Source organism: Pseudomonas fluorescens (assembly GCF_000730425.1).
GTDB classification, from domain to species: domain Bacteria; phylum Pseudomonadota; class Gammaproteobacteria; order Pseudomonadales; family Pseudomonadaceae; genus Aquipseudomonas; species Aquipseudomonas fluorescens_X.
The window spans coordinates 4,639,893-4,665,703 of sequence record NZ_CP008896.1 but is presented as its reverse complement, the minus strand read 5'-3'; the positions used below and the strand labels follow the sequence as shown (position 1 = coordinate 4,665,703).

Genomic DNA, 25,811 nt, shown 5'->3' with positions numbered 1-25,811 from the left:
TCTATGCTGATATCAGGTAGTAGCCGTCAGGGTAGTCGCAGTGATGAAAACCAGCCTCCCTAGAAAGCAAAAAGGCGCCGTCGCCATCGAATTTGCGGCGGTGTTTGTGATTTTTTTTGCCGTGTTCTATGCCATGGTCAGCTACAGCCTGCCACTGCTGCTGTTGCAGTCGTTCAACCAGGCCACCGCCGAAGCCGTGCGCCGCAGCGTGGCATTGGACCCCAGCACCCCCAACTACAACACGGCGCTCATACAGCGGGCGACCCAGACCGTGCAAAGCCAATTGCAGTGGATTCCTGCGACCTTCCAGTTCCAGGCGACCCATATCAACCCGACCTACACCGCTGGGGTACTCACCGTCGAGATCAATTACCCCTCGGCCAACCTGAAGAACGTCCTGCCGTTTATTGTGCTGCCGGGCATTGGCACAGTGCCCCGGTTGCCGGCTACGTTGCACGCCCAGTCGAGCCTGCAATTTTGACCTCCGGTGACAAAATCTTCGGCAGGCTGCTCGGCCGCAGCAACGCCCAGGCCCTGGAGACGCCTGCCAGCCCACCCGCTCCCGGCTTGCACGTGCACCTGGACCCGCAAGGCCATGTGCTGCAGATCAGCCGTGCGCTGCACCAGCAATTGGCCCATCACCTCGGCGCCCAGCCCCACCTACTCTTGCGCGACCTGCTGTGCCTGCCTGGCGCACTGAGCATCGAAGGCACCCCCGCCGACTGGCAGCGGCACAACCTGGACCTGGACTTCCAAGGTCTTGGCGACACGGTGCTGCATACCCGGGGCTGGATCGAGCCGGACGGCGATGGCTGGACCTTGCACCTGCTGGATATCAGTGACTTGCTGACCGGCCGGCAATTGGCCCAGCAGCGCGAACAGAACCATCAACTCGCCAGCCAGATGAGCGAGCAACTGCGGGTATGCAGCCTCACGCGCCTGCCGCAGGTGTTCAACGAGCACCTGCGCAGCCTGGCCCAGCGCTGGCGCATCCCTTGCGTGGCCATGGTCCTGCTCGACCTGCAGGATCAGGACTGGCTGGTCTACAGCGGCTACAGCGCCCATGACGCGCCGCAGCTGTGGCAACCGGGCCAACGCCTGGGCACCTGCCTGGACAGCCTCAACGGCAACACCCCGCTGAGCCTCAAACACCTCCTGGGCCGCAGCGAGCACCCGCGCCTGTACAGCGTGTTTGGCAATGCCGAGGGCCTGCTGGTGCCCTATCGTGATAGCCAGGGGGTCGCCGCCTGGTTGCTGTGCGGGTTCTACAGTGGCCACCCCGATGTCAGCGAGCGTGACTGGTTGAACCTCGCTGCCGCCCTCGCCGCCCCCTTGCTCAGCCGCCTGCGCGAGCAGCGTCACCACCAGCAACTGGAACGGGTGGAAGCCTTGCAAGGCCTGCTCGGCACCGGTTGGTGGGAATTTCTGTCCAGCGGTGAAGAGATCCTGCTGGCGCCGCAACTGATGCACAGCCTGAGCTCGGAAGATGCACCGACCAGACAAGTCCTGGCCAATTGGCTGGAGCTGATCCACCCCGCCGACCGCCAGGAACTCAACAGCCGCCTGCAAGACCTGCAGGCCCTGGGCAAACCCTTGCTGACCAGCGTGCGCCTGCAACGCACCGACGCCAAGCACAACCCCATCTGGTACCGCGTGCAGGGCCAGGTGCTGGGCGCCGGCGAGCAGCGGCGCTGGATCGGCTTCATGCTCGACATCAGCGATATCAAGAACCAGCAACTACAGGCCGCCGCCGCCCATGCGCGCCTGGACAACCTGATCGCCAGCTCCCCGGCGGTGATCTACGTCCAGCGCTACGTCAACGGCGCGCTGCACCCGGCGTTCTTCAGCGACAGCCTGTTGCCGCTGCTGGGCTGGACCCTGGCCGAATGCACCCACGACACCTCCGTGGAATGGGTACACCCCGAAGACCGTGACCTGTACTTTGAACGCACCCGGCAATTGTTGCGCGAAGGCAGCGTGCGCAGCCGCTACCGTGTGCGCGATCGCCAGGGCAATTACCACTGGCTACTGGACGAAGCCAAGCTACTGCGCGACGACCTCGGTTTGCCGGTGGAAGCCGTCGGCCTGTGGCTGGATGTCACCGACGCGACCCTGGCGGCGCAACAGATCAAGGACAGCGAAGAACGCTACCGCATCCTCGTCGAAGACTCGCCGGCGATGATCTGCCGCTACCGCCCGGATCTGACCCTGACCTTCGGCAACACGCCACTGGCCAACTATCTGGAATGCACACCCGCGCAGTTACCGGGCATCAACCTGGGTGAATGGCTGTCGAGCGAGCAACGCAACGCCTTTGTAAAACGCATCGGCCAGCTGAGCCCGGAGTTTCCCGTCAGCACCGCCGAAATCAGCCTGCAACTGCCGGGGCGCGAGCATGCGTGGTGGGTCTGGTCCGACCGTGGGGTATTCGACGCGCACGGCCAGTTGCAGGAAATCCAGGCCGTGGGCCGCGACAACACCGAAGTACGCCGCTCCCAGCAGCAACTGACCCAAAGCGCAAAAATGGCCACCCTCGGCGAAATGGCCACGGGCCTGGCCCATGAAATCAACCAGCCGCTGAACGTCATGCGCATGGCCATCGTCAATGTGCTCAAGCGCCTGGGCAACGGCGAGGTGCAAATCGATTACTTGACGGAAAAACTCCAACGCATCGACGCCCAGGTCCAACGCGCCGCCAGGGTGGTGGACCATATGCGCGTATTCGGCCGCCGCTCGGAGGTCGAGCAACAGCCCTTCGACCCGGCCCAGGCGGTGGAAGGCACCCAGTCGCTGCTGGGCGAAGGCCTGCGCGGCAAAGGCGTGGACCTGCGCATCACGCCCCTGGACATGCCCGTGCAGGTCAACGGCCACGTCGACCAACTGGAACAGGTGCTGATCAACCTGGTGGTCAACGCCCGCGATGCACTGATGGCACGGCACGAAAAAAAACCCGGCTTCCAACCCTGGATCGCGCTGTACAGCGAACACGACAGCCGCCATGTACGGATCTGGGTCGAAGACAACGGCGGCGGGATTGATGCACGGTTGCTGGAGCGGATTTTCGAGCCGTTCTTCACCACCAAGCCCATAGGGGTTGGCACCGGGCTTGGATTGTCAGTGAGCTACGGCATCGTAGAAAACATGGGCGGGCGCCTGAGCGTCGCCAACAGTGAGCACGGGGCGCGGTTTTGTGTGGAGTTGCCGCTGGTGGGTGGGGGTTAGATGACTAGGTAGGCGCGGCCCATATGGCACGTGAGGTTGGCGCCGACTTCAGCATTGCCCAGGCTTATGCCCAAGGCACTCAGTAGGGTATTGACGATGGGGTCCAGCAGCGGCGACAAGAGCCCTTGAACGAGCCCGACAAGGGTCGTGGTGATCGTTGCCAGGAGTGTCGCGACACCCGCCAGGGCGCCATTCGGAACAGCCGGGGCAGGAGGCGGTGCATAGGTCACCTGAAGCCCGTTCAACGTGGTACCCAGGCTGTTGATGATGTTGATACTGGAAATACTTTTATAGGTCGGCGGCAGGTTCATTTCTGCCACCGGTGAATAAAACAGGCTTTCCGTTCTCTGCCCCACGGCCGACTGAGCCATCAGCAAAAATCCGCCGCCGACGTTGGCCTTGCGTGGGTCGCAGCCCACCAGCAACGTGCAATGCTGGGTCCCGATATCAATCAGGCGTATCGGCTGGACATCAACCGCTACCGATGAGGAAAACGCCTTGGCCGGGTCAATGTTGCCGACTGCCAGGGTAGCCAATGAACTGGTGGCTTGCGCGGTCAGTGTCTTGGTGGCGGGCGTTGCACAGGTGAAATCGGTGACATGACTTTCGCCACTGGCAGCCTCGATGTAGATATCCAGCTTGCTGGCAATATCAACGCTCGTGTACTCACAACTCAAGGCACATAAAAGCGCATTCACAATAGCCGCCAGATCCAGATTCAAAAGCCCCTTCACCACCTTGGTCACTGGGTCGGTCAAGGCTGACAGCCCCGATAGCACAGAAGAAACCGTCCTCAATATCGGCGCATCCACCGATATCAACGTACGCACTTGCGCAGTCCGCACGGAAATCTGATTGGTCCCCGCGAGCAACCCGGCCTTGGCCAGGGCCGGGTTGCCGATGGCGGAAAGCTGTGGCGGCTCCATGACTTTGGTTTTGACTGAGAAGGTAGCGATCAGTGGCACGCTCAACTGAAAATCGGCCTTCACCAGGCTGTTGCCATTGGAAAGCTGGACTACGCCCTGTAGCAGCTGGAACAACTGCACATCCGTGTTCAAAGCGGCCGTTGGCGTACCTGTCGCGACATTTAAAAGGTCACCTAGCTTGAGCACTTTTGTATTCGGAGCAATAGCCTCAATGGCCAGCACATTGGTGATCGTCGCAGCTACCGCCGAGCCGTTGGCTTGCAAAACCTTGACCGCTGCGTCGATCAATTGAGTCGCCGACACGGCGGTGTTGAGCAGCGTCGTATAGTCACCCGCTGCCACATTCGCTTGAATGGCCAACTGGTCCAGGTAACTGAGCAGGTTCACATTGGTGTTGACCAGGCCCTGCCAACCCACGGCAGTCAGGGAAAGGCTACCACCGAGCAGGCCACCGATGGTTTTGTTCAAAATGTCTGACTGAGCCGAACTAATCGTCAGCAACGAACTGCGAATCGTCAGCTGCGCCACCGGCGGCGCCAATGCCGCCACCGCTGTCGCGGTCAATGTCGTATTGGCGTTGTACGTGCCACTGAACAGCTTCCACACCCCATTGGCGATACCCGTGGAGACCGTGCGGCTGGCCACAACGCGAATCGCATCATTCTTGGTGGCGTCGGCGGTGAAGACGCGGGTGTTGAGGGCATTGGTCAATAACGTCCCGCATGTCACCGCCAGCGCGCGGCTGGGGTCGTTGGCGACCACGGTGAAGCCATTGCGAGTGGCATTCTGCTTGGCGTAATCGACGGCGGTGGTGCTGCCGGAACACTGCCCGCCGCGATTGGCGGCCTCCAGGGCCGCGGTGTCGGCGACGGCCTGCAGTTTGCGTTTTTCCAGATACAGGCGACCGCTATCGACCACCAGCAACAGAAACACCAGAGCCAATGCCAGGGTACCGGCAAACACCAGACCGATTGCGCCACGTTGGCCAGAACGAAGTCGGGGAGACATCGAGCACTCCTTTGCCGGCGAACTGCCGAGCGCTTACTCTCCTGTAGTGAACTGCAGTGTAGACAAGGCTTGGAAGGTACGCTGGCAAGTCGCCACTTTGGCGACTGACGGAACGCTCAAGGGCACACAAAACCCTGTAGAAGCTGGCTTGCCGGCGATGGAATCGCCTCGGTGTACCTGTTACACCGTAGCGCCCGCCTCGCCGGCAAGCCAGCGTCTACAGGGGCCGAATACCCCTTACCGTGGCGGGTAGTTGGATAGCACCTTGGTCACTGTCGCCCGGATCGCCGCGCTGCGGTCCTGTGGGTTGGGCGAGCTGCTCATCATCTGCTCGTCGCTGCCGCGCCACACCAGCTTGCCGTCCTTACCGTCGAGCAGGTCGATCTGGATGGTGGCGACCTTGTAGGTGATGTTGCGGGTTTCGTTGTACATCGGCGCCCCCCAATAGCCATTCCACGGGCCGCCCCAGGCGCCGCCGTAGTTGGTGGTGACTTGCTGCTGGCGGTCTTCGACGATCAGGTAGGCCTGCACGTTCACGTCAGCCTTGGCCCCACTGGCTGCCGGGCGCAAGCCGCGCTGGTCGAGCTGGTCGGCCACCGCTTGGCGGATGCGCTGTTCGGTAAGGTCGCTCTTGATCCGCGGATCGTCGGGGCGGTACTGCAACGCCGGGTCTTTCCAGGCCCAACTGCGGTAGGCACCAAAGTCGCGACTGGCATCAAAATCATGGTTGACCTGGCTGGTCTGGCAACCGCCCAGCAGCACGACAAAAGCAAGCAAAGCGATACGACGCAACATGGTAGTTCTCCGAAGGGCAAACCGATCCTGAGATGAGAATAGCTGTTAACTCGGAGGATACGCCGTCATCGCCTTCTGCACAGCCTGGCGCAAGGCATCGCCGCGTTCACTCAGGCTGCCCTGGCTGCCCGTTTCGGCGCTGGCGCTCCATACCGGCTGGCCCGTGCGGGCATCGAACAGGTTGACGCGCACCACCACGACCTGCACTTCATAGGTGCGCACGATCGGCACCGAGTTGTACATGCCGTAACTGTTGCCGTAGCGGTTGTAGCCACCGTAGCCACCGTAACCATAGCCATAATCGTCCTGCACCTGGCGCAGGCGCTTCTCCAGATGCACATCGGCGCTGACCAGCAAGTCCGGCGCACGCTGGTCATGCACCGGGCGCAGGCCGCGCTGGTCGAGGGCACCGCTGACGGCGTCGGCGATCTGTGCCGGGTCAGCCCAGGCCGAGCCCGCCGGCAACTGGCCGTTGCGCCAGGCCCAGTTGCGGTACGCGCCATAGTCACGCACCGGGGCCGGGTAGGCGCTGGCATCAAAGGTGTTGGCCGCCTGGGCAGGCGCCGGCGGCATGGGTTTGGAAGCCGCCACATAAGGGTTGTTGCTGGAGCAGGCACCCAGCCCCAGGCACAGCAGAATCAATCCACCACAGCGTTTCATTTCGATCTCCGCAGACTGGGCCGCTTAAACCGGACGGCAGATCCAGTGCAAATAACGCCCAAGTCCGGCAAAGCTTGGGTGACGACGGTGAGCGAGCTCCATCTCCAACACGTCCTGTAAGTCGGCGCGGGCCTGGAATTCCACCGGCATATAGTCATGGAAAACCCGCACCCCGCTCTGGCTTTCGACCTGCCACAGGCCATCAAGTTGCGCCGCCAGTTCCCGTGGGTCCAGGGGTTGTTGCGGGGTCAGGCTCTGCTTTTCGCCGGCCATGTCGTTCTTGCGCATCTTGCGAAAGTGGCCCTTGAGCAAGTTGCGGTAAATCAGCGCATCGCGGTTATAGAACGCCAGGGACAGCCAACCACCCGACGCCGTCAACTGGTGCAGCACCGGCAGGATCCCATGGGGCTCGGCCAGCCATTCCAGCACGGCGTGGCACAGCACCAGATCGTAGGGCTCGGTAAGCTGGCCCAGCAGGTCCTGCCATGGCGCCTGGATGAAGGTTGCATCCTGTCCCGCCTCGGCGAAACGCTGGCGCGCGCCTTCGAGCATCGGCTCGGCGGGCTCGGCCAAGGTGACGTGATGCCCGCGCTCGGCCAGCCACAACGACATATGGCCCAGGCCGGCGCCGATATCCAGCACACGCAAGGGGCGATCCGGCAACGCCTCGGCCAAGTCGGCCTGCAGCACGGCCAGGCGAATCGCGCCCTTGGCACCGCCGTAGATCTTCTCGGCAAAGCGCGTGGCCAACTGGTCGAAATGACGATCACTCATGGATAAACCGCCGTTCGTTGTCAGCCAGCTTGGCGCTGACCACCTGGTTCATGTCCAGGCCCAGCTCGCCGCATAGCAACAGCAGATAGAGCACGATATCCCCCACTTCCTGCCCGGCGTGGGCAAGTTTGTCGGCGGGCAACTGGCGAGACTGGTCTTCGCTCAGCCACTGGAAGATTTCCACCAGTTCGGCCATCTCGACACTGGCGGCCATGGCCAGGTTTTTCGGGCTGTGGAACTGTTTCCAGTCGTTGTTATCGCGGATGCGATGCATGCGTTCGGTGAGGTGTTCGAGATTCATGGGGGGCTCCTGAAGGGGTATAGCTTCGGGCTCTAAGGTGGGGATGGCAACTAAATTTGTGGCGTTTGTCAGGGCGCTATCGCTGGCAAGCCAGCGCCTGCATTTGACGGCGTGCACAAATCAAACTGTGGGAGCTGGCTTGCCGGCGATAGCGATCTAATCCACCACGCTGAACTCAACCCTGGCCGTCTGCCCCGCCTCATCGAGCACACTCAGTTGATAGCGCCCCAACTGTTCCAGGCTGGCATTGATGCTGTCCTGGTTGGCACTGTCCCCCAGCGGCGCACCATTGAGGAACCACCAGCGCCGCCCACTGCCGCCCAACGCCGAGAGTTTCAGACGCAGTTGTTGTTGACTGCCTGCTGGCAAGCGCAGTTGGTCCCCTTCGCGCACGCCCACCACCGACAACGGCGAGGACGCCGCCAGCGCCGGTGGCGGGCAATCCGGGTCTGGCGCAGGGATGCGTGCATCACGCCGCTCAATCCTCGGCAACCAAGGCTCCAGCGGCGCGGGCCACAGGGCGATATCCCGCGATACCGCGCCCGGGCAACTGGCGGCCACGCGCAAGCCCTTGGCATTGACCCATACGGTTTCCATCAAGCCAACACCCAAGGGCTGATCCAGGGCCTGCAAGGTCGGCGGCGTGGTGTTGTCCAGCGTCCAGGCAAACCGCTGGCGCCGGCAGTTGGGGTCACTGCGGCCCATGGGCTGGCCCAGGGGCCAACAGATCGCCGCGACGCCGACGTTCATCGGCACCGGTTTAACGGGCGCCGTTATGCCGCGCTGGCTGTCGCGGTTGGCCAACACGTCGTGCACTTGCAGCATCAATGGCGCCGCCGAGGCCAGGCCAAACTGGCCGGGCACCGGGGTGCCATCCGGACGGCCGATCCACACGCCAATCAAGTAGCGCGGCCCGACCCCAATGGCCCAGGCATCGCGAAAGCCGTAGCTGGTGCCGGTCTTCCAGGCCAGCACCGGGCGCTGCACCAGTTCGGCCCGGGGATCACGGTCTGGCCGCGCCTGGCCACTGAGGATACGTCGCACAATCCACGCCGAACCCGGCGATAACAGTGGGCGCTCCTTGAGCACATCACCGGGCCGCAAACGGATAGCGGCGCTCTTGCCGTCACGGGCCAAGGCGCTGTAACCGCCGACCAGGTCTTCCAGGCGGCTGCCGGCACCGCCCAGGATCAATGCCAGGTTCGGCTCGGCCAGTGCCGGCAACGCCAGGGGCATGCCGCCGATGCGCATTTCCCCGGCAAAGCGCTTGGGCCCGTAGGCCTCCAGCAATTGCACCGCCGGCAGGTTCAGTGAGCTGGACAACGCCGTACTGGCTGGCACCGCGCCGGTAAAACCCATGGAGAAGTTGCCCGGCCGATAATCGCCATAGCGTCGCGGCACATCCTGCAGCAGCGATTCGGAATGAATCAGCCCCGCGTCCAGGGCCATGCCATACAGGAAAGGTTTGAGGGTCGAGCCCGGCGAGCGCAGGGCGCTGATCATATCCACATGGCCAAAGCGCCGCGCATCGTTGATATCCACCGAGCCCAGGTAAGCGCGCACGGCCATGCTCTCTTCCTCTACCACGAGGATGGCCGCCGACGTGTGCTCCGGCAGCCGTGCGCGCCAGCCCAGCAGCAGGTCTTCGAGACGGCGTTGCAGGGTCGCATCGACAGTGGTGCGAATCAGCGGCGGGCTGTCGGGACGGTTCAGGCGGCGCGCCAGCAGAGGGGCCAGGCTGGGTTCCAGGCGCGGCGCCAGCAGCAGCGGCTCCTCCAGGGCCTCGTCGACCGCCGACGACGGCCAGACCTGGAACTCGGCCAGGCGCCGCAGTACTTTGTCCCGCGCCTCCTGGGCACGCTGCGGGTGGCGATCCGGGCGCAGGCGACTCGGTGCCTGGGGCAGCACCGCAAGCAGCGCCGCTTCGGCATGGGTCAGTTGTTGCGGCGACTTGCCCAGATACGCCCAACTGGCCGCTGCCACACCCTGCAACGTGCCGCCGAACGGCGCGCGGTTCAGGTACAGGTTGAGGATCTGGTCCTTGGACAGGTGCCACTCCAACTGCGCGGTGCGCCACAACTGGCGCAACTTGCCTGGCAAGGTGCGCGAATGGGGATCGAGCAGGCGCGCCACTTGCATCGACAAGGTACTGCCACCGGACACTACCCGCGCGCCGCTGAGGTTCTGCCAGGTCGCCCGCACCAGGGCCAGCGGGTTGACGCCGGGGTGCTGGTAGAACCAACGGTCTTCATAGGTCAGCAACGCATCGAGGTAGTACGGCGAGACCTCTTGGGTAGCGACCGGGTAACGCCACACACCGTTGGCATCGGCAAAACGCCACAAGGGCGTACCGTCTTCGGCCAGCACCACGCGGGCCAGGTCGTCCTTGGGCAGCGGCAGGGGCCAGAGACGGTCGGCCAGCCAGAGCAGGGCAATGACCGTGACTACGCTGATCAAAATCCCCCGTAGGAGCCGGCTTGCCGGCGATCGCGTGTGACCGGCCGGGTCAGGTATCGCCTGGTCGTGCGCCATCGCCGGCAAGCCGGCGCCTACAAGGCGGCGCAGCTTTTGGATCAGTAATCGCAAATTCAAACGGGCAAACCTCTATGCTTCAAGGGAACTCGCCCAGGGGATTGGCGACCAAAGGCTCAAGTCCGGCAGATACGCCCACTCTTTGATCAGGAAACTCATATGCAGGTAGAAAGCTTTTTTGAATGGCTGGGCCAGGCGCTTGGTTCGGTCATCCGCTTTATCGTCGACGGGCTCAGCGGCCTGTTCGGCGCCCTGACCAATGCCGGCGGCAATTTTATCGATGGCCTGTCCCGCACCTTGGGCATGGATACCTCGATCATCAGCATCATCACCCTGGTCATTGGCCTGATGCTGCTGTACTCGGCAGTCCGGGCATTTATGCGGGCCTCGATCATCATGGGGATTATCTGGTTGATGCTTGGGTTGTGGCTGCTCAGTTGGGTGGTGCATTAAATACACAACCTATGGAGGAAGGGCTTGTGTGGGAGCGGGCTTGCTCGCGAAAGCGGTGGATCAGTTGATGAATACTTGACTGATACACCGCTTTCGCGAGCAAGCCCGCTCCCACATTAAAGATAGAGCCTGCTCCCACAGGTAGGGCGCTTAACGCCCCTTGATCACCATATCCGCCGGGGTTTCCCCCACTGCCTGCCAGTTCGGCCGGTACATCGACTCCACTTGCGGCGGCGGTACGCGATAGGTCCCAGGCGTTACCGCACGGGCCAGGTACAGCAGGTGCGTGGTGCCGTAGCCATCCAGGTTCAGCGCGGCCACATAACGATCATCACGATACTCCTGGTGCTTGATCGACGCGTTCTGCATCGACTCACGCCACTCCTTGACCTGGCTGCTGGCATTTTCAAGACTGGCGGCGCTTTGCCCCAAATTCTGGTTCTCCAGCTCCAGGCCAGCCGGCAACAGGTCTACCACCAGCGCGTCTGGCACCCTTTGCTTGTTGGCGCCGACCGCAATGTGTACCAGCACCAGGTCGCCGCTGCGCAAGTTTTGCAGGTTCAGCGGCTGGCCATTCATCCCCAGGTACTCGCGACGGATGCTCAGGTTTTCACCCCCCGCCGCCGGCGCCTGCTGTGGATAACCGGAGATGCTCAGTTGCTGGTAAATCGGCTCGCTGCCTTGGTTAAGCAAGGTCAGCGGCGAGGCCAGCAACGGACCTTCCAGCTTCAGGCCGGACTGGCCGTTGTTCAGCTCGCGGGTTTCGCCGCCGCTGCGCAACTGCGCAGTCCAGTTGGTTTCCGGCTTGCCCAGCAGGCCACGGCCGGCAAGGAACAGCGAGTTGCGCTCCTGGGTCGACAGCCATGGGCTGGCCGCCATCTGGTCCGACAGTTCAAAAAGTCGCTCTTCGCGCTTGCCCTTGGCCAGGTCGTTTTCTTCCAGCAAGGCCAGGATCATCGCCTGGTCACGCAGCGGGCTGCCATAGTCGGCCAGCCATTCATTGGCCTTGCGGCGCACCGCCAGACCGGACAGCAATGCCTGGTCGGCACGCGGCTGGTCGCCCATTTTCTGCAAGGCAATCGCCAACTGCACCAGGGGCAAGCCGGAACGCGCATCGCTGCGGCGCTCGAACAGGCTGCGCAACGCGCCTAACGGTGCCTGTTGGGTACGCGCCAGCACCAGGCCGGCATACGCCTGCACGGCAAAGCGGGTGTGGTCGGCGTTGTCGCTGTAGTCGACTTCAATCAGATTGCGCTCCTGTACATACCGCAACAGGCGCTCACTGGCCTTTTTCAGCGCTTCGGGTGGTACGGCAAAACCCTGGTCGCGGGCGCGCAGCAGGAAGTCGGTGACATACGCTGTCAGCCAGTACTCTTCCTCACCCTCGGCGCCCCACAAGCCGAAGCTGCCGTTGTAGCGCTGCATGCCCAACAGGCGTTCGATACCCAGTTCAATCTTGCGCTTGCGCTCGGCATCCGGCTCGCCCGTCAACCCCAGGCGCGTCAGCACGGCGGCATCGGCATACAGCGACGGATACAGGCCGCTGGCGGTTTGCTCCAGGCAGCCATACGGGTACGCCTTGAGCGCACGAATCTGCTCGCCAAGGTTCAATGGCGGGCGGCTCGACAGGTTCAACAGCGCCTCGCGCCCCGCCGGCTCAAACAACGCCAGCTCGCTGTCCGGCAAGCTCCAGGCCTCATCCTTGAGCACCGCGCGGTACTGCTTGAGCAGCGCCGGGTAAGCCGGGCGCACGCCCAATGTCCACTCACGGGTAAACGCCGGCAGGTTCTCGCCCGGCAGGTCCAGGCCATTGACCGTGACCTTGATCTTGCCTTGGCCAAAACCGCCCAGCGCACGCACCGGAATCTGCAAGGTGGTGCGCTGGCCCTGGGTCAGTTGCACACTTTGCGAGGGTTCGCCCAGCAGGGTCAGTTGCCCTTCGGCTGTCAATTGCACGTCGAGCTTCTGCGCCTTGCCCGACAGGTTGGACAGGTCCAGCGCCAGGCGCGTCTGGTCCCCCCCGGCGAGGAAGCGCGGGGCCGACAGCTCGGCAATCAGCGGCGCGGCAATGACTGTCTTGGCTTCGGCCATGCCGTAGCGGTCATCGCTCCAGGCCTGGGCCATCAGGCGCAGCTCGCCGTTGAAATCGGGGATATTGACGCTGACTTCGCCCTCGCCTTGCTCGTTCAACGTCACTGGCGCGCTTTGCAGGGCAACGATAGTGACGCTGGTGTCCGGGCGCTTGCCACCCTTGGCCAGCGCTGCGTCACCCCCAAAGGCCAGGCTGGCCAGGCGACCCTGGCCGGCTTCGATCAACTGCCCATAGATATCGAACTGGTCCACGCCATAAGCCTTGCGGCCAAACAGGCTGGAGTACGGATCCGGGGTCGGGTATTCGGTGATATTGAGGATGCCCACGTCCACCGCAGCCACCAGCACATGCACCTGTTTGGGCACGCTGCCATCAGCATTCTTGGCCGCGACCTTGACCGTCAACGGCTGCTTGGGGCGCATTTTTTCCGGCGCGGTGAGGGTCAGGCCCAGTTTGCGCTGGGTACGGTCCAGCGGCAGATGCAGCAAGCCCACGGCGCGTTTCGGGGTGATATTGGCTTTGCGCTCGCCGGGACGGATTACCAGCGCACTCACATACAGGTCATGGCGCGACCATTTCGGGTCAAGCTTCACCGCAAAGCTCTTGCCTTCGGCCGGCACCTCGATCTCCTGCCACCACAACGGGCCTTCGCTGGACTCCACCAACAGGTAGCCTTTGCCAGCTGCCGGCGGGGTGACGGTAACGTTGGCCGTATCGCCATCGCCATACGCCGGTTTGTCCAGCGCCAGCTTGACCTGGTCCGGGCGCACGGCGCCGCCTTCGGTGTTGTCCTGGGCCTGGTAGCCGGCCCAGAAACGTTTGCTGCTGATCAGCCCGGTCTGCGGGTCTTCGACCTCGACGCGGTACGGGCCCCACTCCACCTGGAAGCTGACCTTGGCCGTGTCGCCAGCCTTGATATTGACGGTCTGCTCATCGAGGTTGAGGAATTTTTCGTTGTAGTGATAGCTCCAGCCATCGTTGTCCGAGTAGTTCCAGTAGTAGTCGCGGCGCTCGCGAACCAGGCGGACCTTGAGGTTGTCGGCGGCAAGTTTCTGGCCATCCTGGTTGGCCAGCAGCACTTCGAATTCCGCCGGGCCATCGCCATTGGTTTCCTTGCCATCGAACAGCCCACGCAGGCCGGGCAGTTGCTCGGCCGGCCATACCGGCTGCACCAGGCGCCGGGTGATCGGGCGCCCGCCCGACTCTTGCAGGCTGGCCTGGACGATCAGTTGCAACGGCGACTTTGCCTCGCTCCACTTGCTTTCCAGGGTCAGTTTTTCCTGGCCCTTGGCGTCGAGCACGCTTTCATCGAGTTCAAAATCCTGGCTCAGTTCTTCTTCAGTCACCGAGCCAAACTCATAACCGGGCAGCGACTTGACCGCCTCGCGCAACGGCCGCACATACACTTGCCCGCTCAGGCGGTTGCCCGCCGCCGGGGCGCCGTAGAGGTAACGACCGTTGACCTCGATGACTGCATTCTCAGCCGGGCTCAACGGTGCATCGCTGCCCTTGAGTTCCAGGGCCAGGCGCTCGGGCAGGAAGTCCTCGACGAGGAATTCATACAACTGCGGCTTGCCGTCACCCAGGTCGAACACCAGTTGCCAGCGCCCGGTCGGCGCTTCGCCGGCCAGTTGCAGTGGGTATTGATAGAGGCCGGAAGCATCCGCATCCCACACGAACTTGCGGCTGACCTGCTCATCCGGGCGGCGTACTTCGACGCTCACCGGTTGCGGCTTGACGGCATTACCGTCCTTGTCGCGCAGCAATGCGTTGAGCAGCACGGTTTCGCCAGGGCGGTAGAGGTCGCGCGGGCCGAACACGAAGAATTGCAACGGGTGCGCGGGCTGGCCGCCGATATCGAACTCGGCCAGGTCCAGCGCTGCGCTGTCGAGGCGTAACAGGCTGGTCTGCTCGCCCTGTTTGGCGAGCAATACCTGGGCCTTTTTCGGTAGTGGCAGTTCAGCGTGGCCGCCCTTCTCAGTCTTGCCCTGGCCCAGCACGCGGCCTTCGGCATCGAGGATTTCCAGCTCGACACCGTCCAGCGCCTTGCCGCCTTCCAACGCCTGGGTAAACACATCCAGGCGGTTGGCGTAACGGTGCACCGACAGGCCGATATCACTGAGGGTGAACAGCGTGGCCGGTTGCGAATAGTTGTAGGTGCCCGACGCACGCATCACCGCCAGGTACACCCCCGGCTGTTGCAGTTGCTTGAGACCGGCGATCGGCAACAGCAGGGTTTCGCGGGTATTGCGTGCAGGGTTGAGGTCGAAACGGCCGCCGTACACCAGGTCAGCCATCGGCAGCAGCTCACGGGACTCGTAGCTTTGCAGGCTGGTATTGCGGCCCCATTGGGCGAGAAAGGCCGGCAGTGATTCGGGTTTGATGCGGAAGAACTCGACGTCGATCTTGTCGACATTCAGCGCGATCACCGGCAGGCCTTCAGCCAGGCGGGTCGGCAGCAACGTGCCACGGCTGGCGAAGCCGACAGTGGCTTGCAGGTCGCGGGTTTCCAGGCGGCTGACGTACTCGGCGGCGAGTTTGGCGTCATTGACCCCGCGCAGGCCGGCGTCCACGGTCAGCACCAGCTTGCGCTGGGGCTCCAGGTGGCGCAGGCGCAGCTCCATCAGGTTGTCGGAAAGCTCCCAGGCACCGTCGACCTTGCCGGACTTGCTGTCCACCAGGTGCAGCTTGTCGGCAAACTTCTGGTCCGGGTCCAGCGGGATCGAGAAACTCACCGACAAGGTGCTGGCGCCATCGAGTTGCACCTCAGACACGTCCACCACGCTTAACTCACGGCCGGCATAACGCTGCTTGAGCGTCGCCACATCCACCGCAGGCTTGGCCGGCACCGTCACCGCTGCGGCAGGCGCGGCCGGGGATGCTGTTTTTTCGGAAGAATCGCAGGCGCTCAGCAGAACCAGCGCGCAGGCCAGGAACAATCCTTTGTTAAGCATGGGGTACTCGTTGTCGGGGTGTCTGAGGGGTGAACTATATATCAGTGCCAGCGAAGTGGCTGTGGCGCTGCTCACATTGACCGACAGAGGGTGGCCTGGTTCTGCGTGCAACCTAAAGGCAACACAGAATCAAATGTGGGAGCTGGCTTGCCTGCGATGGCGGAGTTTCAGGCGACTCATCCGGTGAATGATCCGCCGCGATCGCAGGCAAGCCAGCTCCCACATTTGGATCTGCGCCGCTGTTGAGGGCCAGTTACAATGCCGCTCCCCCAAGGAGCCCGCATGCCCACCTTACTTGCCGACTGGCGCCACCGCCCCACCCATCGCCGTGTCTGGGCCCTGGCCGCGCCGATGATTCTGTCGAATATCTCGGTGCCGCTGGTGGCCTTGGTGGACAGCATGGTCATCGGCCACCTGCCCCATGCCCATCAACTGGGCGCCGTGGCCGTGGGAGCCAGCCTATATACCTTCCTGGCCTGGGCCATGGGTTTTCTGCGCATGGGCACCACCGGGTTCGCCGCCCAGGCCGCTGGACGCAATGATGGCGCGGCGCTGCGGCAAATCCTGTTGCAAGGCCTGCTGTTGGCGCTCGGGTTGGCGATGGTGCTGGGCACGGTGGGCATTCCCCTGAGCCATCTGGCGCTGGAATGGATGCAGCCTTCGGCCGAGTTGAACCAACTGACCCGCGAATTCTTCCACACCCGCCTGTTCGGCCTGCCCGCCGCCCTGGCCACTTATGCGCTGGTGGGCTGGTTCCTCGGCACGCAAAACGCCCGGGCGCCGCTGGCGATTCTTTTGACTACCAACCTGGTGAACATTGCCCTGAACCTGTGGTTTGTACTGGGACTGGACTGGGGTGTGGTCGGTTCGGCGCGAGCCTCGGTGATTGCCGAATGGGCCGGCGCCCTGCTCGGCCTGGCCCTGACGCAAAAAGCCCTGCGTGCCTATCCCGGGCATATCGCCTGGGCGGCGCTCAAGGTCTGGCAAAGCTGGCGTGCGTTGCTGGCGGTCAACCGCGACATCTTTATCCGCAGCCTGGCGCTGCAATCGGTGTTTTTCATGATCACGGTGCAAGGCGCACGGCTGGGCGATGCCACCGTGGCGGCCAATGCCCTGCTGCTGAACGGGCTATTGCTGACCGCCCATGCCCTGGATGGTTTGGCCCACGCGGTGGAGGCGCTGTGCGGCCATGCCATTGGTGCCCATGACCGCCAGGCCCTGCGTCGCTCATTGGTGGTCGCCTGCGGCTGGTCACTGATCGCCAGCCTCGGGTTTGTGCTGTTGTTTACCTTCGCCGGCCACTTGTTTATCGCCATGCAGACCGATATCCCCAGCGTGCGCGCCACCGCCGATATCTACCTGCCGTACCTTGCGGTGCTGCCGTTGATTGCGGTGTGGAGTTATCTGCTGGACGGTTTGTTTATCGGCGCGACCCGCGCGCGGGAGATGCGCAATGGCATGTTGCTGACGGTGCTGATTGTCCTGCCGCTAGCCTGGGCGCTGCAGGGGCTGGGCAACCACGGGCTGTGGATAACCTTCCTGCTGTTTATGGCCGTGCGCAGTCTGACGTTATGGGCGATTGCCTGGCGCCTGAGTCGGCAAGGGCTGTGGCTGGGCGCACACTGAAGGTGGGAGCTGGTTTGTGTGGGAGCGGGCAAGCCCGCTCCCACACAAGCGCTCCTACAGTTTGAATCGCTGCCTGCCGGTCTTAGGAGGACAGGTATGAGGAGCGGGTCAGGCCCAGGCGCAACGCATCCAGGAACTGGGTGCGCTCTGCCGCCGTGATCTTCGCGCTGGCGCACTTGTCGCGGTAGTGAGTCATCAACTCCTCCGGCGACAAGTGCACGTAGCGCAGCATGTCTTCGATAGTGTCGTGGGTCTCGATCCCGGCGCTGTACACCGAGCCGTCCTCGCGCTGATAGATGTTCACCGAGTCGGTGTCACCAAACAGGTTGTGCATGTCCCCGAGGATTTCCTGGTAGGCGCCCACCAGAAAGATCCCCAGCAGGTAATCCTCACCTTCGTTCAAGCCGTGCACCGGCAGACTGGTCTCGATGCTTTGCTCGTCGACGTATTGCTTGATCTTGCCGTCGGAGTCGCAGGTCAGGTCTTGCAATACCGCGCGGCGCAGCGGCTCTTCGTCAAGGCGGTGCAGCGGCAGGATCGGCAGGACCTGGCCGATGGCCCAAGTGTCCGGCAGGCTCTGGAACACCGAGAAGTTGCAGATGTACTTGTCGGCCAGCTTGTCGTTGAGTTCGTCCAGCACCTGGCGGTGCGAGCGCTGGCGGGCCTTGAGCGAGTTGTGCAGGCGGCGGCATACCGCGAAGTAGCACTGCTCGGCCAGGGCCTTTTCCGCGAGGGTCAGCTTGCCGTCGGCGTACTGGGCAGCCACGTCACTCATGTAGTGGGTGGCGCGCCAGTAGGTTTCGGTGACCATTTCAATATCGGTCGGGCCCAGCAGGTCGACCAGCCATTGCACGGTTTCGGGCAGGCTTTCCTTGTTCTCGATCACCGGCACATCGTCGTTGTGTTTCTCGACGTCGGTCACCTGCACCACCAGCATGGCGTGGTGGGCGGTCAGGGAGCGGCCGCTTTCGGAGAAGATGTGGGGGTGCGGCAGGCTCTGCGCATCGCAGAACTCCTTGAGCATGCCCACCACCACGCCGGCGTAGTCGTCCATGTCGTAGTTGATGGAGCTGGCGTTACGCGAGTGCGTACCGTCGTAGTCCACGCCCAGGCCGCCGCCGACGTCGATGTGGTCCACCGGCAGGCCGAGGTTGCGCAACTCGCCGTAGTAACGGATGGCTTCCTTGAAACCGTGCTGGTAGTCCGCCAGGTTGGCGATCTGCGAACCCATGTGAAAGTGCAGCAGGCGGATGCCCTGGTCCAGGCCCGCAGCGCGGAAGCGCTCGACCACCGACAACAGTTGCGCCGCCGACAGGCCGAACTTGGATTTTTCGCCGCCGGTGTCTGCCCACTTGCTCGATGCCAGGGAAGACAGGCGCACCCGCAGGCCAACCTGTGGCTTGACCTTGAGGCTGGCCGCTTCTTCGATCACCAGGCCCACTTCGGACTCTTTCTCGATCACGATGAACACGTTGTGGCCCAGCTTCTGGCCCATCAGCGCCAGGCGGATGAACTCACGGTCTTTATAACCGTTGCAGACGATGGTGCCGCCCTTCGGCGCCAGGGCCAGCACCGCCAGAAGCTCGGGCTTGGAACCGGCTTCCAGGCCGATGGACACGTCCTGGGTGGCGATGATGTTCTCGATCACCGCTTCCTGTTGGTTGACCTTGATCGGGTACAGCGCGGTGTATTTGCTCTGGTATTCCAGGCGTTCGATGTTCGCGTCGAAGGCACCGGTCAACTGGCGCACGCGGTCTTGCAGGATATCCGGGAAGCGCACCAGCAATGGCAGGGACAGGCCGCTTTTACGCAGTTCATCCACTTGCTCGTACAAATCGATGGGCGAGCTGTTCGGGCCGTTCGGACGGACTTCAACGCGACCGGCATCATTGATCGCGAAATACCCGGCCCCCCAATGGCGAATCCCGTAAACACTGCGGCTGTCCGCAACTGTCCATTGGCTGCCATCGTCTTTGCGTGTGCGTCGTACGGACATCGAAGTCCCCTATATAAAGTCGAAGAGCGCCACCCAAGTCAGAGGCTGGCGCAGTCTAAAGAGTGAAAATGACGATTTGCCTGTGAGAGGGATAGACCCCGCTTGCAGGACAGAGTTTAGACACCGGTCAGGAACAGGCTCTGTGAAACCATGGAGACGACGAGCATGCTCATCGGTGCGGGTTTCACAGAGGCTGCTAGCCGCCGGATTTCTTCGCCTTGTAACCCAGCTTGATCAACTCGGCCAACAGCAACTCGACGTGATCGCCCTGGATTTCGATGACCCCGTCTTTCAGGGCGCCACCGGTGCCACAGCGCTTTTTCAGCACGGTGGCCAATTCCTTGAGCGGGTCGCTGGCCAGGGGCACGCCGGTGATGGTGGTCACCGTCTTGCCGCCACGGCCCTTGCTCTCGCGACGTACGCGGGCAATACCGTCACCTTCGGGAATCAGGGTCTGTTTGCAGGTACAGGCGTCCACGGGCTGGCGACAGTCCGGGCAATGCCGACCTGCGTCGGTGGAAAACACCAGGCCACCAAGGGCGGCGAAGGATGCGGCTTTTTTGGCCACCGGCAATCCTCTTGGGAGGATGAAGACTGATCAGTGCCCGCAACGGGCTGCTGACCGCGAAGCCCCACTCAGGCAGGGGCAGCGCTACCAAACCGCCTGGGCCTCCCCGCCCCCTGTAGGAGCCGGGGAGTCGCTGTAGCGGTTCGGCTTGAAAAGTCGCGCAGTGTAACGGCAAAAAGCCTACTTGCTAAGAGCCAAATGGCGCCAATTTATGCAACTTTAGCGACGTGCCGCCAGATAGCGTTTTAATGCGGCCAGGGAGTCGGGGCAATAGGACTTTTGCTCGATATCGGCAAGCACCGCCTCGATGCTCATAAAACGCGCTTCCAGCACTTCTTCAGGCTGCAACTGCAGCGGCCCGTCCCAGACCGCCGAAAACGCCGAGCACCAGAGGCGGTTGCCCGTATCCTCGAAAAAGAAGTGGTCGTGAGCAGTCAGTTGCACACCACTGACGCCCAGCTCTTCTTCCAGCTCACGGGCCGCCGACTGCTCATAGGTCTCGCCAGCCGCCACCATTCCGCCCGCTGCCACGTCCCAGTAACCGGGATAGATGGCTTTGCTCAGAGTGCGCCGATGCACGCACAGCTCACCGGCAGAGTTGAACAACATGATGTAGGTACCGCGCCCGATCAGCCCGCGTTCGCGCAGGTCGGCACGCACCAGGGCGCCGAGCAGGTTGTCCTGTTCGTCAACCCAGGCGATGTGCTCGGCATCCGAGGCCGCGCGGTGCGCGACCTCCTTGGCGCTATCGACCATGCCTCAACCCTGGTTCAGCAGTTGACGCAAGTCGATCACCGCCGCGTTGGCACGGGAAATGTAGTTGGCCATCACCAGCGAGTGGTTGGCCAATACGCCGTAGCCGCTGCCATTGAGGATCATCGGGCTCCACAGGGTTTCCTGGGACGCCTCCAGCTCACGAATGATCTGGCGCACGCTGACCGTGGCGTTTTTCTTGGCCAGCACGTCGGCAAAGTCGACCTCGATGGCACGCAACAGGTGGGACAGGGCCCACGCCTGGCCACGGGCTTCGTAGAACACGTTGTCGATCTGCATCCATGGGGTTTCTACCACTTCTTCATCGACCTGCGGCACTTCGCCCGGCGCCAGCGCTTCGGTTTTCAGCGCGGTGTTGAGCTTGACCCGGCCAACACTGGCCGACAGGCGCTGCGACAACGACCCCAAGCGGGTAGCGACATCACCCAGCCAGTTGTTCAGGTTGTCGGCGCGCGCGTAGAACAGGGCGCCTTTCTGATTGGGGTCGGACAGCCGCGCTTGATAGCGACTCAGGGAATTGATGCCTTCCTGGTATTCCGACTCGCTGGAGGGCAGTACCCAGCTCTTGTTATCGAAGTTGAAACGCGGCTCGGCCTTGGCCAGGTCGGCGTCTTCGGCCGATTGCGATTGCGAGCGGGCGAAGTCCTTGCGCAGGGCGCGGGTCAGGTCACGCACCTGGACCAACACGCCATATTCCCAGCTGGGCATGTTGTCCATCCACAACCCTGGCGGGAAGCGGTCATTGGAGATATAGCCGCCTGGTTTGTTCAGCAGCGTGCCGACCACGGTCTTGACGGTTTCGACGGTGGTAAAGCCGACCACCATTTGCCGGCCTTCTTTTTCGGCGGCAATTTGCGCGTTTTGCTGGACCGGGAACAAGGCCGGCTCCTGGCTCCAATACCAGCCAAGGCCACCGGTGACCAACAGATAAATCACTATCAGGGTCAGCAGGGCCCGGCTCATCAGCAGATTACGAAAATAGCTGCGGGAGGCCGACTTGGGCGCAGGGCTTGGGCCTGGGGCGCTGCCTGCACGGTTTTTCCAGTCCAGCATGGCGGATATCCTTTCAGTCACTTGAGTTCAATAGCTACGACCACAACCCTACCCCATCGTGCCCGCCTGTGCGGGCTTTTAATCAAGGTGGCGCAAAGCTGGCACTCAACTATAAAGGATGGGCGCTGATGCGACCCAACAGTCTGCAAATGAATGCCCTGGTGGTTGCAGTTAATTGACGTATGACACTCGTGCAAATGAAAAGAGGTGCTAGCATAGAGCCACCAGTCGACCTCAGCATGCACCCTTACCTAGTAGTCAGGATATGACCGAGCCAGAAGACCCCAGCCGTGAGCGTCTCAAGCACCACTTTGCCCAGCGGGTAATTCATCAGGCGCGTCAAATTCTTGAGATCTGGCAGCGCTTGCAGCGCAGCGAATGGTCGCACGCCGAATTGATCGAACTCAGTGAGGCCAACCTGCGCCTGCTGCGTTTTGCCGAGCGCTTTGAACAACCCGAACATGGCCAGTTGGCCCGCAATATTATCGAGTCGCTCAAAGCCGTGGACGAAAACCGTGGCCGCCTGAGCAGTAACCTGATCACCGACCTCAACCGCCTGATGCAGCGCCTGTCGCGAACCGGCCTGCGCCAGGGCGACCAGTTGGATCAGACCTTCCTGCCGCCGATGCGCAAGCCTATCTACGTGATGCTGGCCGACCACGACCGTGCCGAGCGCCTGGCCAAGCAGCTGGAGTTCTTTGGGTTGAGCGCCCAGTCCCTGGACAGCGTGGCCGCCTTCCGCTCGTCCATGGCCGAACGCCTGCCGGCAGCGATTGTGATGGATGTGGATTTCTGCGGCACCGGCCTGGGCCTGAAACTGGCCGCCGAAGCCCAGGAAGGCCTGGAGCAGAAACTGCCGCTGCTGTTCTTCAGCCTGCACGAAACCGACACCCCCACCCGCCTGGCCGCCGTGCGCGCCGGTGGCCAGGAGTTCCTCACCGGCACCCTGGAAGCTTCGAGCCTGCTGGAAAAAATCGAAGTCCTGACCTGCGTCGCCCAGTACGAACCTTATAAAGTGCTGATCATCGACGACTCCCGCGCCCAGGCAATGCACACCGAGCGCCTGCTCAACAGCGCCGGGATCGTCACCCGCACCTTGATCGAACCGATCCAGGCCATGGCGGAACTGGCGGACTTCCAGCCCGACCTGATCATCCTCGACATGTATATGCCCGCCTGCACCGGTACCGAACTGGCCAAGGTGATTCGCCACAATGACCGCTATGTCAGCGTGCCGATCATTTACCTGTCGGCCGAGGATGACCTGGATAAACAACTGGACGCCATGAGCGAAGGCGGCGACGACTTCCTCACCAAGCCGATCAAACCGCGCCACCTGATCACCACCGTGCGCAACCGCGCCGCCCGCGCCCGCCATCTCAAGGCACGGATGGTGCGTGACAGCCTGACCGGCCTGTACAACCACACCCATATCCTGCAACTGCTGGAAGACTGCAGCTTCCGCTCGCGCCGCGAGAACAAGCCGCTGAGCTTTGCCATGCTCGACATCGACCACTTCAAGCGGGTCAACGACAGCCACGGCCACCCCATGGGCGACCGTGTGATCAAGAGCCTGGCGCTGTTTCTCAAGCAGCGCTTGCGCAAGACCGATTACATCGGCCGTTACGGCGGCGAAGAATTCGCCATTGTCATGCCCGACACTGACCTGGACGCCGCCTGCAAGGTGCTCGACGAAATCCGTGGACGCTTTGCCGAAATCCACTACCCGGCCCAGCCCCAGGATTTGTGGTGCACCTTCAGCGCCGGCGTTGTGCAGTTGTGCGACGGCTCCGACAGCCTGATGATGGCCGCCCAGGCCGACGAGGCGCTGTACCGCGCCAAGGACGCCGGGCGTAATCGAGTACACGCAGCGGGCACCTCAAGGCAAAGTGCCACCTTTTCATCGGATTCCGCTCACTCCGTCATAACGCTGTAACGAAAACGCAATAACTTCAGGCACTTATCTTTCCGCCGTTGGTTGAACCACGCATGCGCCTGAAGCTGCTGACGAATCTGAACACCCTTCTGCTGGTCGCCGTTTGCCTGGCCCTGGGCGCTACGCTCTGGTGGTCGCAGCGCGCCCTCGAACGCCCTTATCTGCTGATGGAGCGCTATCTGGGCCTGTCCCAGGCCTTCCAGAACCAGACCGCGCGCAATATCGACGACTACCTGACCAGCGGCGACGCCCTGCGCCTGAGTGCTGCCGGCCAGAGCCTGGAAAACCTGCTGCTGCACCTGGATGAGCTGCCGCCCGAACTGGCGCACAAACTGCGGCCCGGCCTGCTCGACCTCGATGGCTTCAGCAAGACCGACCTGCTGGCTGCCGGCAAACTGGCCGGTGATCCACAGGCCTTGCTGCTGCAGGCCGAGCGGGAGTTGGGGGCCAATCTGGAGCAACTGAGCCAGTACGCCATGGGAGCCAATGCGGCGGACGCGCCGCGGTATCTCCCACCGTTGCTCGCCGCCGCACAGCATCTGGGCCGGCTATCCCTGGCGCGGGACAAACTGGTGAGCAGCGGGCGCAGTGAACTGGCCGACGATGTCGAGCGCGAACTGGCCAATATCCGCAGCCAGGCCGACCTGCTTGAGCAACTGCCACTGCTGGGCGTGACCGCCAGCAGCGCCTCCAACAGCGACGACTTTTCTGCGTTGATGGGCCTGGAAAGCAGCGAGGCCAGCGTGGCCGAGGACACCGGCGTGGGCCTCAAGCGCGAGCTCAACAGCCTGCTCACGCGCTACCCGGCCGAACTGGCGCGTACCCGCGAGCAAATCCAGAAACGCACCGAGTTGGCCGCCGCGACGCACCTGAAAATCGATACCGTACAACAAGCCATTGCCGCGCTGGAACCCGAAGTACGCGCCCAGCACGCCAGAATCCAGGGCGAAGTGCGGGTGATCCAAGGGGTGATGATCGGCCTGATCCTGCTGATCGCCCTGCTGATCGACACCCTGCAGCGCCGCCTGGCGCGAGTGCTGACCAGCCTGGCGCCGGCGTTGTCGACCTGGGCCGAAGGCGACTTCAGCCAAGAAATCGCACTGGGCGCGACCAACCGCGAACTGCATGACATCCAAGCCTCACTTAATCGCCTGCGGGCTTACCTGGTGAACCTGGTGGGCACTATTCGCGCCAATGCAGAAGAAGTGGCCGGCAGCAGCCGCGCCCTGGCCGAACTGAGCGGCGGCCTGCATGACGGCGCTGAACGCCAGGCCGGGGACACCGCGCAAATCCGTGATTCATTGGGCGAGCTGGAGGCCACGATCCAACAGGTTGCCGGCGATGCCAGCCAGGCCGCCGGGGCCAGCCGCAGCGCCGGCGAGGCGGTGGAGCATGGCCAGCGCGTAATCGGTTTGAGCCTCACCGGCCTGCACGCGCTGGTGGGTGAAGTGCAGGGCAATGCGCAGATGATCGAAAAACTCGCCGAAGAGTCCGCGACCATTGGCAGCGTGCTGACGGTGATCCGCTCGATTGCCGACCAGACCAACCTGCTGGCGCTCAACGCCGCCATCGAAGCCGCGCGCGCCGGTGAGGCCGGGCGGGGGTTTGCCGTAGTCGCCGACGAAGTACGCTCCCTGGCCCAGCGCACGGCAGGTGCCACCGCTGAAATCCAGGCACTGATCGCCGGCCTGCAAACGGCTGCCCGGCAATCGGTGGAGGGCATGCGTACCCAGGTCGAACACGCTGAAGCCACCGCCCAGCAAGCCCAGGCGGCCGACGGTGCGCTGGATGAAATCGTCAGCGCGATCCAGACCATTTCCGACACGGCCATCCGCATTGCCGATGTCACGGCCCAGCAAAGCGGCGCGGTCAGCGAAATCCGCGATAACAGCGAGCGGATCCACCAGTTGGGCGAGGACAATCTGCTGCGCATTGGCCAGGGGCGCAGCCAGGGCGAGCACTTGTTGGTGCTCGGCGGGCAACTCAACACAGCCGTGCAGGCCTTCCGCCTCTGACCCCATCGCCCAAATCAGACGGGAATCAAAAATGTGGGAGCGGGCTTGCTCGCGAATGCGGTGGGTCAATGATGGATAGGTTGACTGATACACCGCATTCGCGAGCAAGCCCGCTCCCACATTTTG

17 protein-coding genes are annotated in these 25,811 nt (G+C 62.9%); 6 read left to right on the top strand and 11 right to left on the bottom strand.

The genetic code is table 11. From position 1 onward, the window contains the following. The first annotated feature begins 43 nt into the window (after positions 1-43). Positions 44-481 (top strand): TadE/TadG family type IV pilus assembly protein, encoded by a 438-nt coding sequence (locus HZ99_RS20760; RefSeq protein ID WP_038445696.1) that lies wholly within the window; start codon positions 44-46, stop codon positions 479-481. After that, a complete protein-coding gene (locus tag HZ99_RS20755) occupies positions 478-3,222 on the top strand; it encodes a PAS domain-containing sensor histidine kinase (protein ID WP_038445694.1) in 2,745 nt (914 codons plus the stop codon). Before HZ99_RS20760 ends, HZ99_RS20755 begins: the two co-directional genes overlap by 4 nt. Here HZ99_RS20755 and HZ99_RS20750 read toward each other — a convergent pair. The 6 genes from HZ99_RS20750 to pbpC all read right to left on the bottom strand — a co-directional run bounded on the left by HZ99_RS20750 (position 3,219) and on the right by pbpC (position 10,143). Then, complete coding sequence (locus HZ99_RS20750) at positions 3,219-5,156, bottom strand: pilus assembly protein TadG-related protein (RefSeq protein WP_038445692.1); 1,938 nt, start codon at positions 5,154-5,156, stop codon at positions 3,219-3,221. The genes HZ99_RS20755 and HZ99_RS20750 overlap by 4 nt on opposite strands. A gap of 237 nt (positions 5,157-5,393) precedes the next feature. Beyond that, positions 5,394-5,951 carry a DUF4136 domain-containing protein gene (locus HZ99_RS20745; protein ID WP_038445690.1) on the bottom strand — a complete coding sequence of 186 codons (558 nt, stop codon included), beginning with the start codon at positions 5,949-5,951 and terminating at the stop codon, positions 5,394-5,396. 45 nt (positions 5,952-5,996) lie between these two features. Further along, positions 5,997-6,611: a DUF4136 domain-containing protein gene (locus HZ99_RS20740; protein ID WP_038445688.1), complete on the bottom strand. Its 615-nt coding sequence runs from the start codon at positions 6,609-6,611 to the stop codon at positions 5,997-5,999. Positions 6,612-6,635: 24 nt separating this feature from the next. Beyond that, positions 6,636-7,385 (bottom strand): methyltransferase, encoded by a 750-nt coding sequence (locus HZ99_RS20735; RefSeq protein ID WP_038445686.1) that lies wholly within the window; start codon positions 7,383-7,385, stop codon positions 6,636-6,638. Continuing rightward, positions 7,378-7,686: a MazG-like family protein gene (locus HZ99_RS20730; protein WP_038445685.1), complete on the bottom strand. Its 309-nt coding sequence runs from the start codon at positions 7,684-7,686 to the stop codon at positions 7,378-7,380. The genes HZ99_RS20735 and HZ99_RS20730 overlap by 8 nt, the downstream gene beginning before the upstream one ends. Before the next feature lie 156 nt (positions 7,687-7,842). Next, the gene (gene pbpC / locus HZ99_RS20725) at positions 7,843-10,143 is read right to left on the bottom strand and encodes a peptidoglycan glycosyltransferase PbpC (RefSeq protein ID WP_115284410.1); all 2,301 of its coding nucleotides are present in this window, start codon (positions 10,141-10,143) and stop codon (positions 7,843-7,845) included. Positions 10,144-10,377: 234 nt separating this feature from the next. Here pbpC and HZ99_RS20720 point away from each other — a divergent pair, with 234 nt between their 5' ends. After that, on the top strand, positions 10,378-10,671 hold the full coding sequence (locus HZ99_RS20720) for a hypothetical protein (RefSeq protein ID WP_038445684.1): 294 nt from the start codon (positions 10,378-10,380) through the stop codon (positions 10,669-10,671). Positions 10,672-10,821: 150 nt separating this feature from the next. On the opposite strand, the gene HZ99_RS20715 is transcribed toward HZ99_RS20720, so the two are convergent. Further along, positions 10,822-15,717, bottom strand: a complete 4,896-nt coding sequence (locus tag HZ99_RS20715; RefSeq protein ID WP_038445682.1) for an alpha-2-macroglobulin family protein — start codon at positions 15,715-15,717, stop codon at positions 10,822-10,824. Positions 15,718-15,999: 282 nt separating this feature from the next. On the opposite strand from HZ99_RS20715, the gene HZ99_RS20710 reads away from it, so the two are divergent. Beyond that, positions 16,000-17,343 carry an MATE family efflux transporter gene (locus tag HZ99_RS20710; RefSeq protein WP_038445681.1) on the top strand — a complete coding sequence of 448 codons (1,344 nt, stop codon included), beginning with the start codon at positions 16,000-16,002 and terminating at the stop codon, positions 17,341-17,343. 82 nt (positions 17,344-17,425) lie between these two features. On the opposite strand, the gene speA is transcribed toward HZ99_RS20710, so the two are convergent. From speA to HZ99_RS20690, 4 genes are all read right to left on the bottom strand, one after another. Next, positions 17,426-19,339: an arginine decarboxylase gene (gene speA, locus HZ99_RS20705; RefSeq protein ID WP_038445679.1), complete on the bottom strand. Its 1,914-nt coding sequence runs from the start codon at positions 19,337-19,339 to the stop codon at positions 17,426-17,428. 196 nt (positions 19,340-19,535) lie between these two features. Next, positions 19,536-19,907, bottom strand: coding sequence for a translation initiation factor Sui1 (locus HZ99_RS20700; protein WP_038445677.1), 372 nt, complete (start codon positions 19,905-19,907; stop codon positions 19,536-19,538). A 219-nt stretch (positions 19,908-20,126) separates the two neighbouring features. Beyond that, on the bottom strand, positions 20,127-20,663 hold the full coding sequence (locus HZ99_RS20695; RefSeq protein ID WP_038445676.1) for an NUDIX hydrolase: 537 nt from the start codon (positions 20,661-20,663) through the stop codon (positions 20,127-20,129). 3 nt (positions 20,664-20,666) lie between these two features. Then, the gene (locus tag HZ99_RS20690) at positions 20,667-21,734 is read right to left on the bottom strand and encodes a DUF2333 family protein (protein ID WP_038445675.1); all 1,068 of its coding nucleotides are present in this window, start codon (positions 21,732-21,734) and stop codon (positions 20,667-20,669) included. 265 nt (positions 21,735-21,999) lie between these two features. Here HZ99_RS20690 and HZ99_RS20685 point away from each other — a divergent pair, with 265 nt between their 5' ends. Together HZ99_RS20685 and HZ99_RS20680 are read left to right on the top strand one after the other, a co-directional pair. Next, a complete protein-coding gene (locus tag HZ99_RS20685) occupies positions 22,000-23,670 on the top strand; it encodes a response regulator (protein ID WP_038445674.1) in 1,671 nt (556 codons plus the stop codon). Positions 23,671-23,723: 53 nt separating this feature from the next. Beyond that, positions 23,724-25,685 (top strand): methyl-accepting chemotaxis protein, encoded by a 1,962-nt coding sequence (locus tag HZ99_RS20680; protein WP_038445673.1) that lies wholly within the window; start codon positions 23,724-23,726, stop codon positions 25,683-25,685. Positions 25,686-25,811 lie beyond the last annotated feature (126 nt).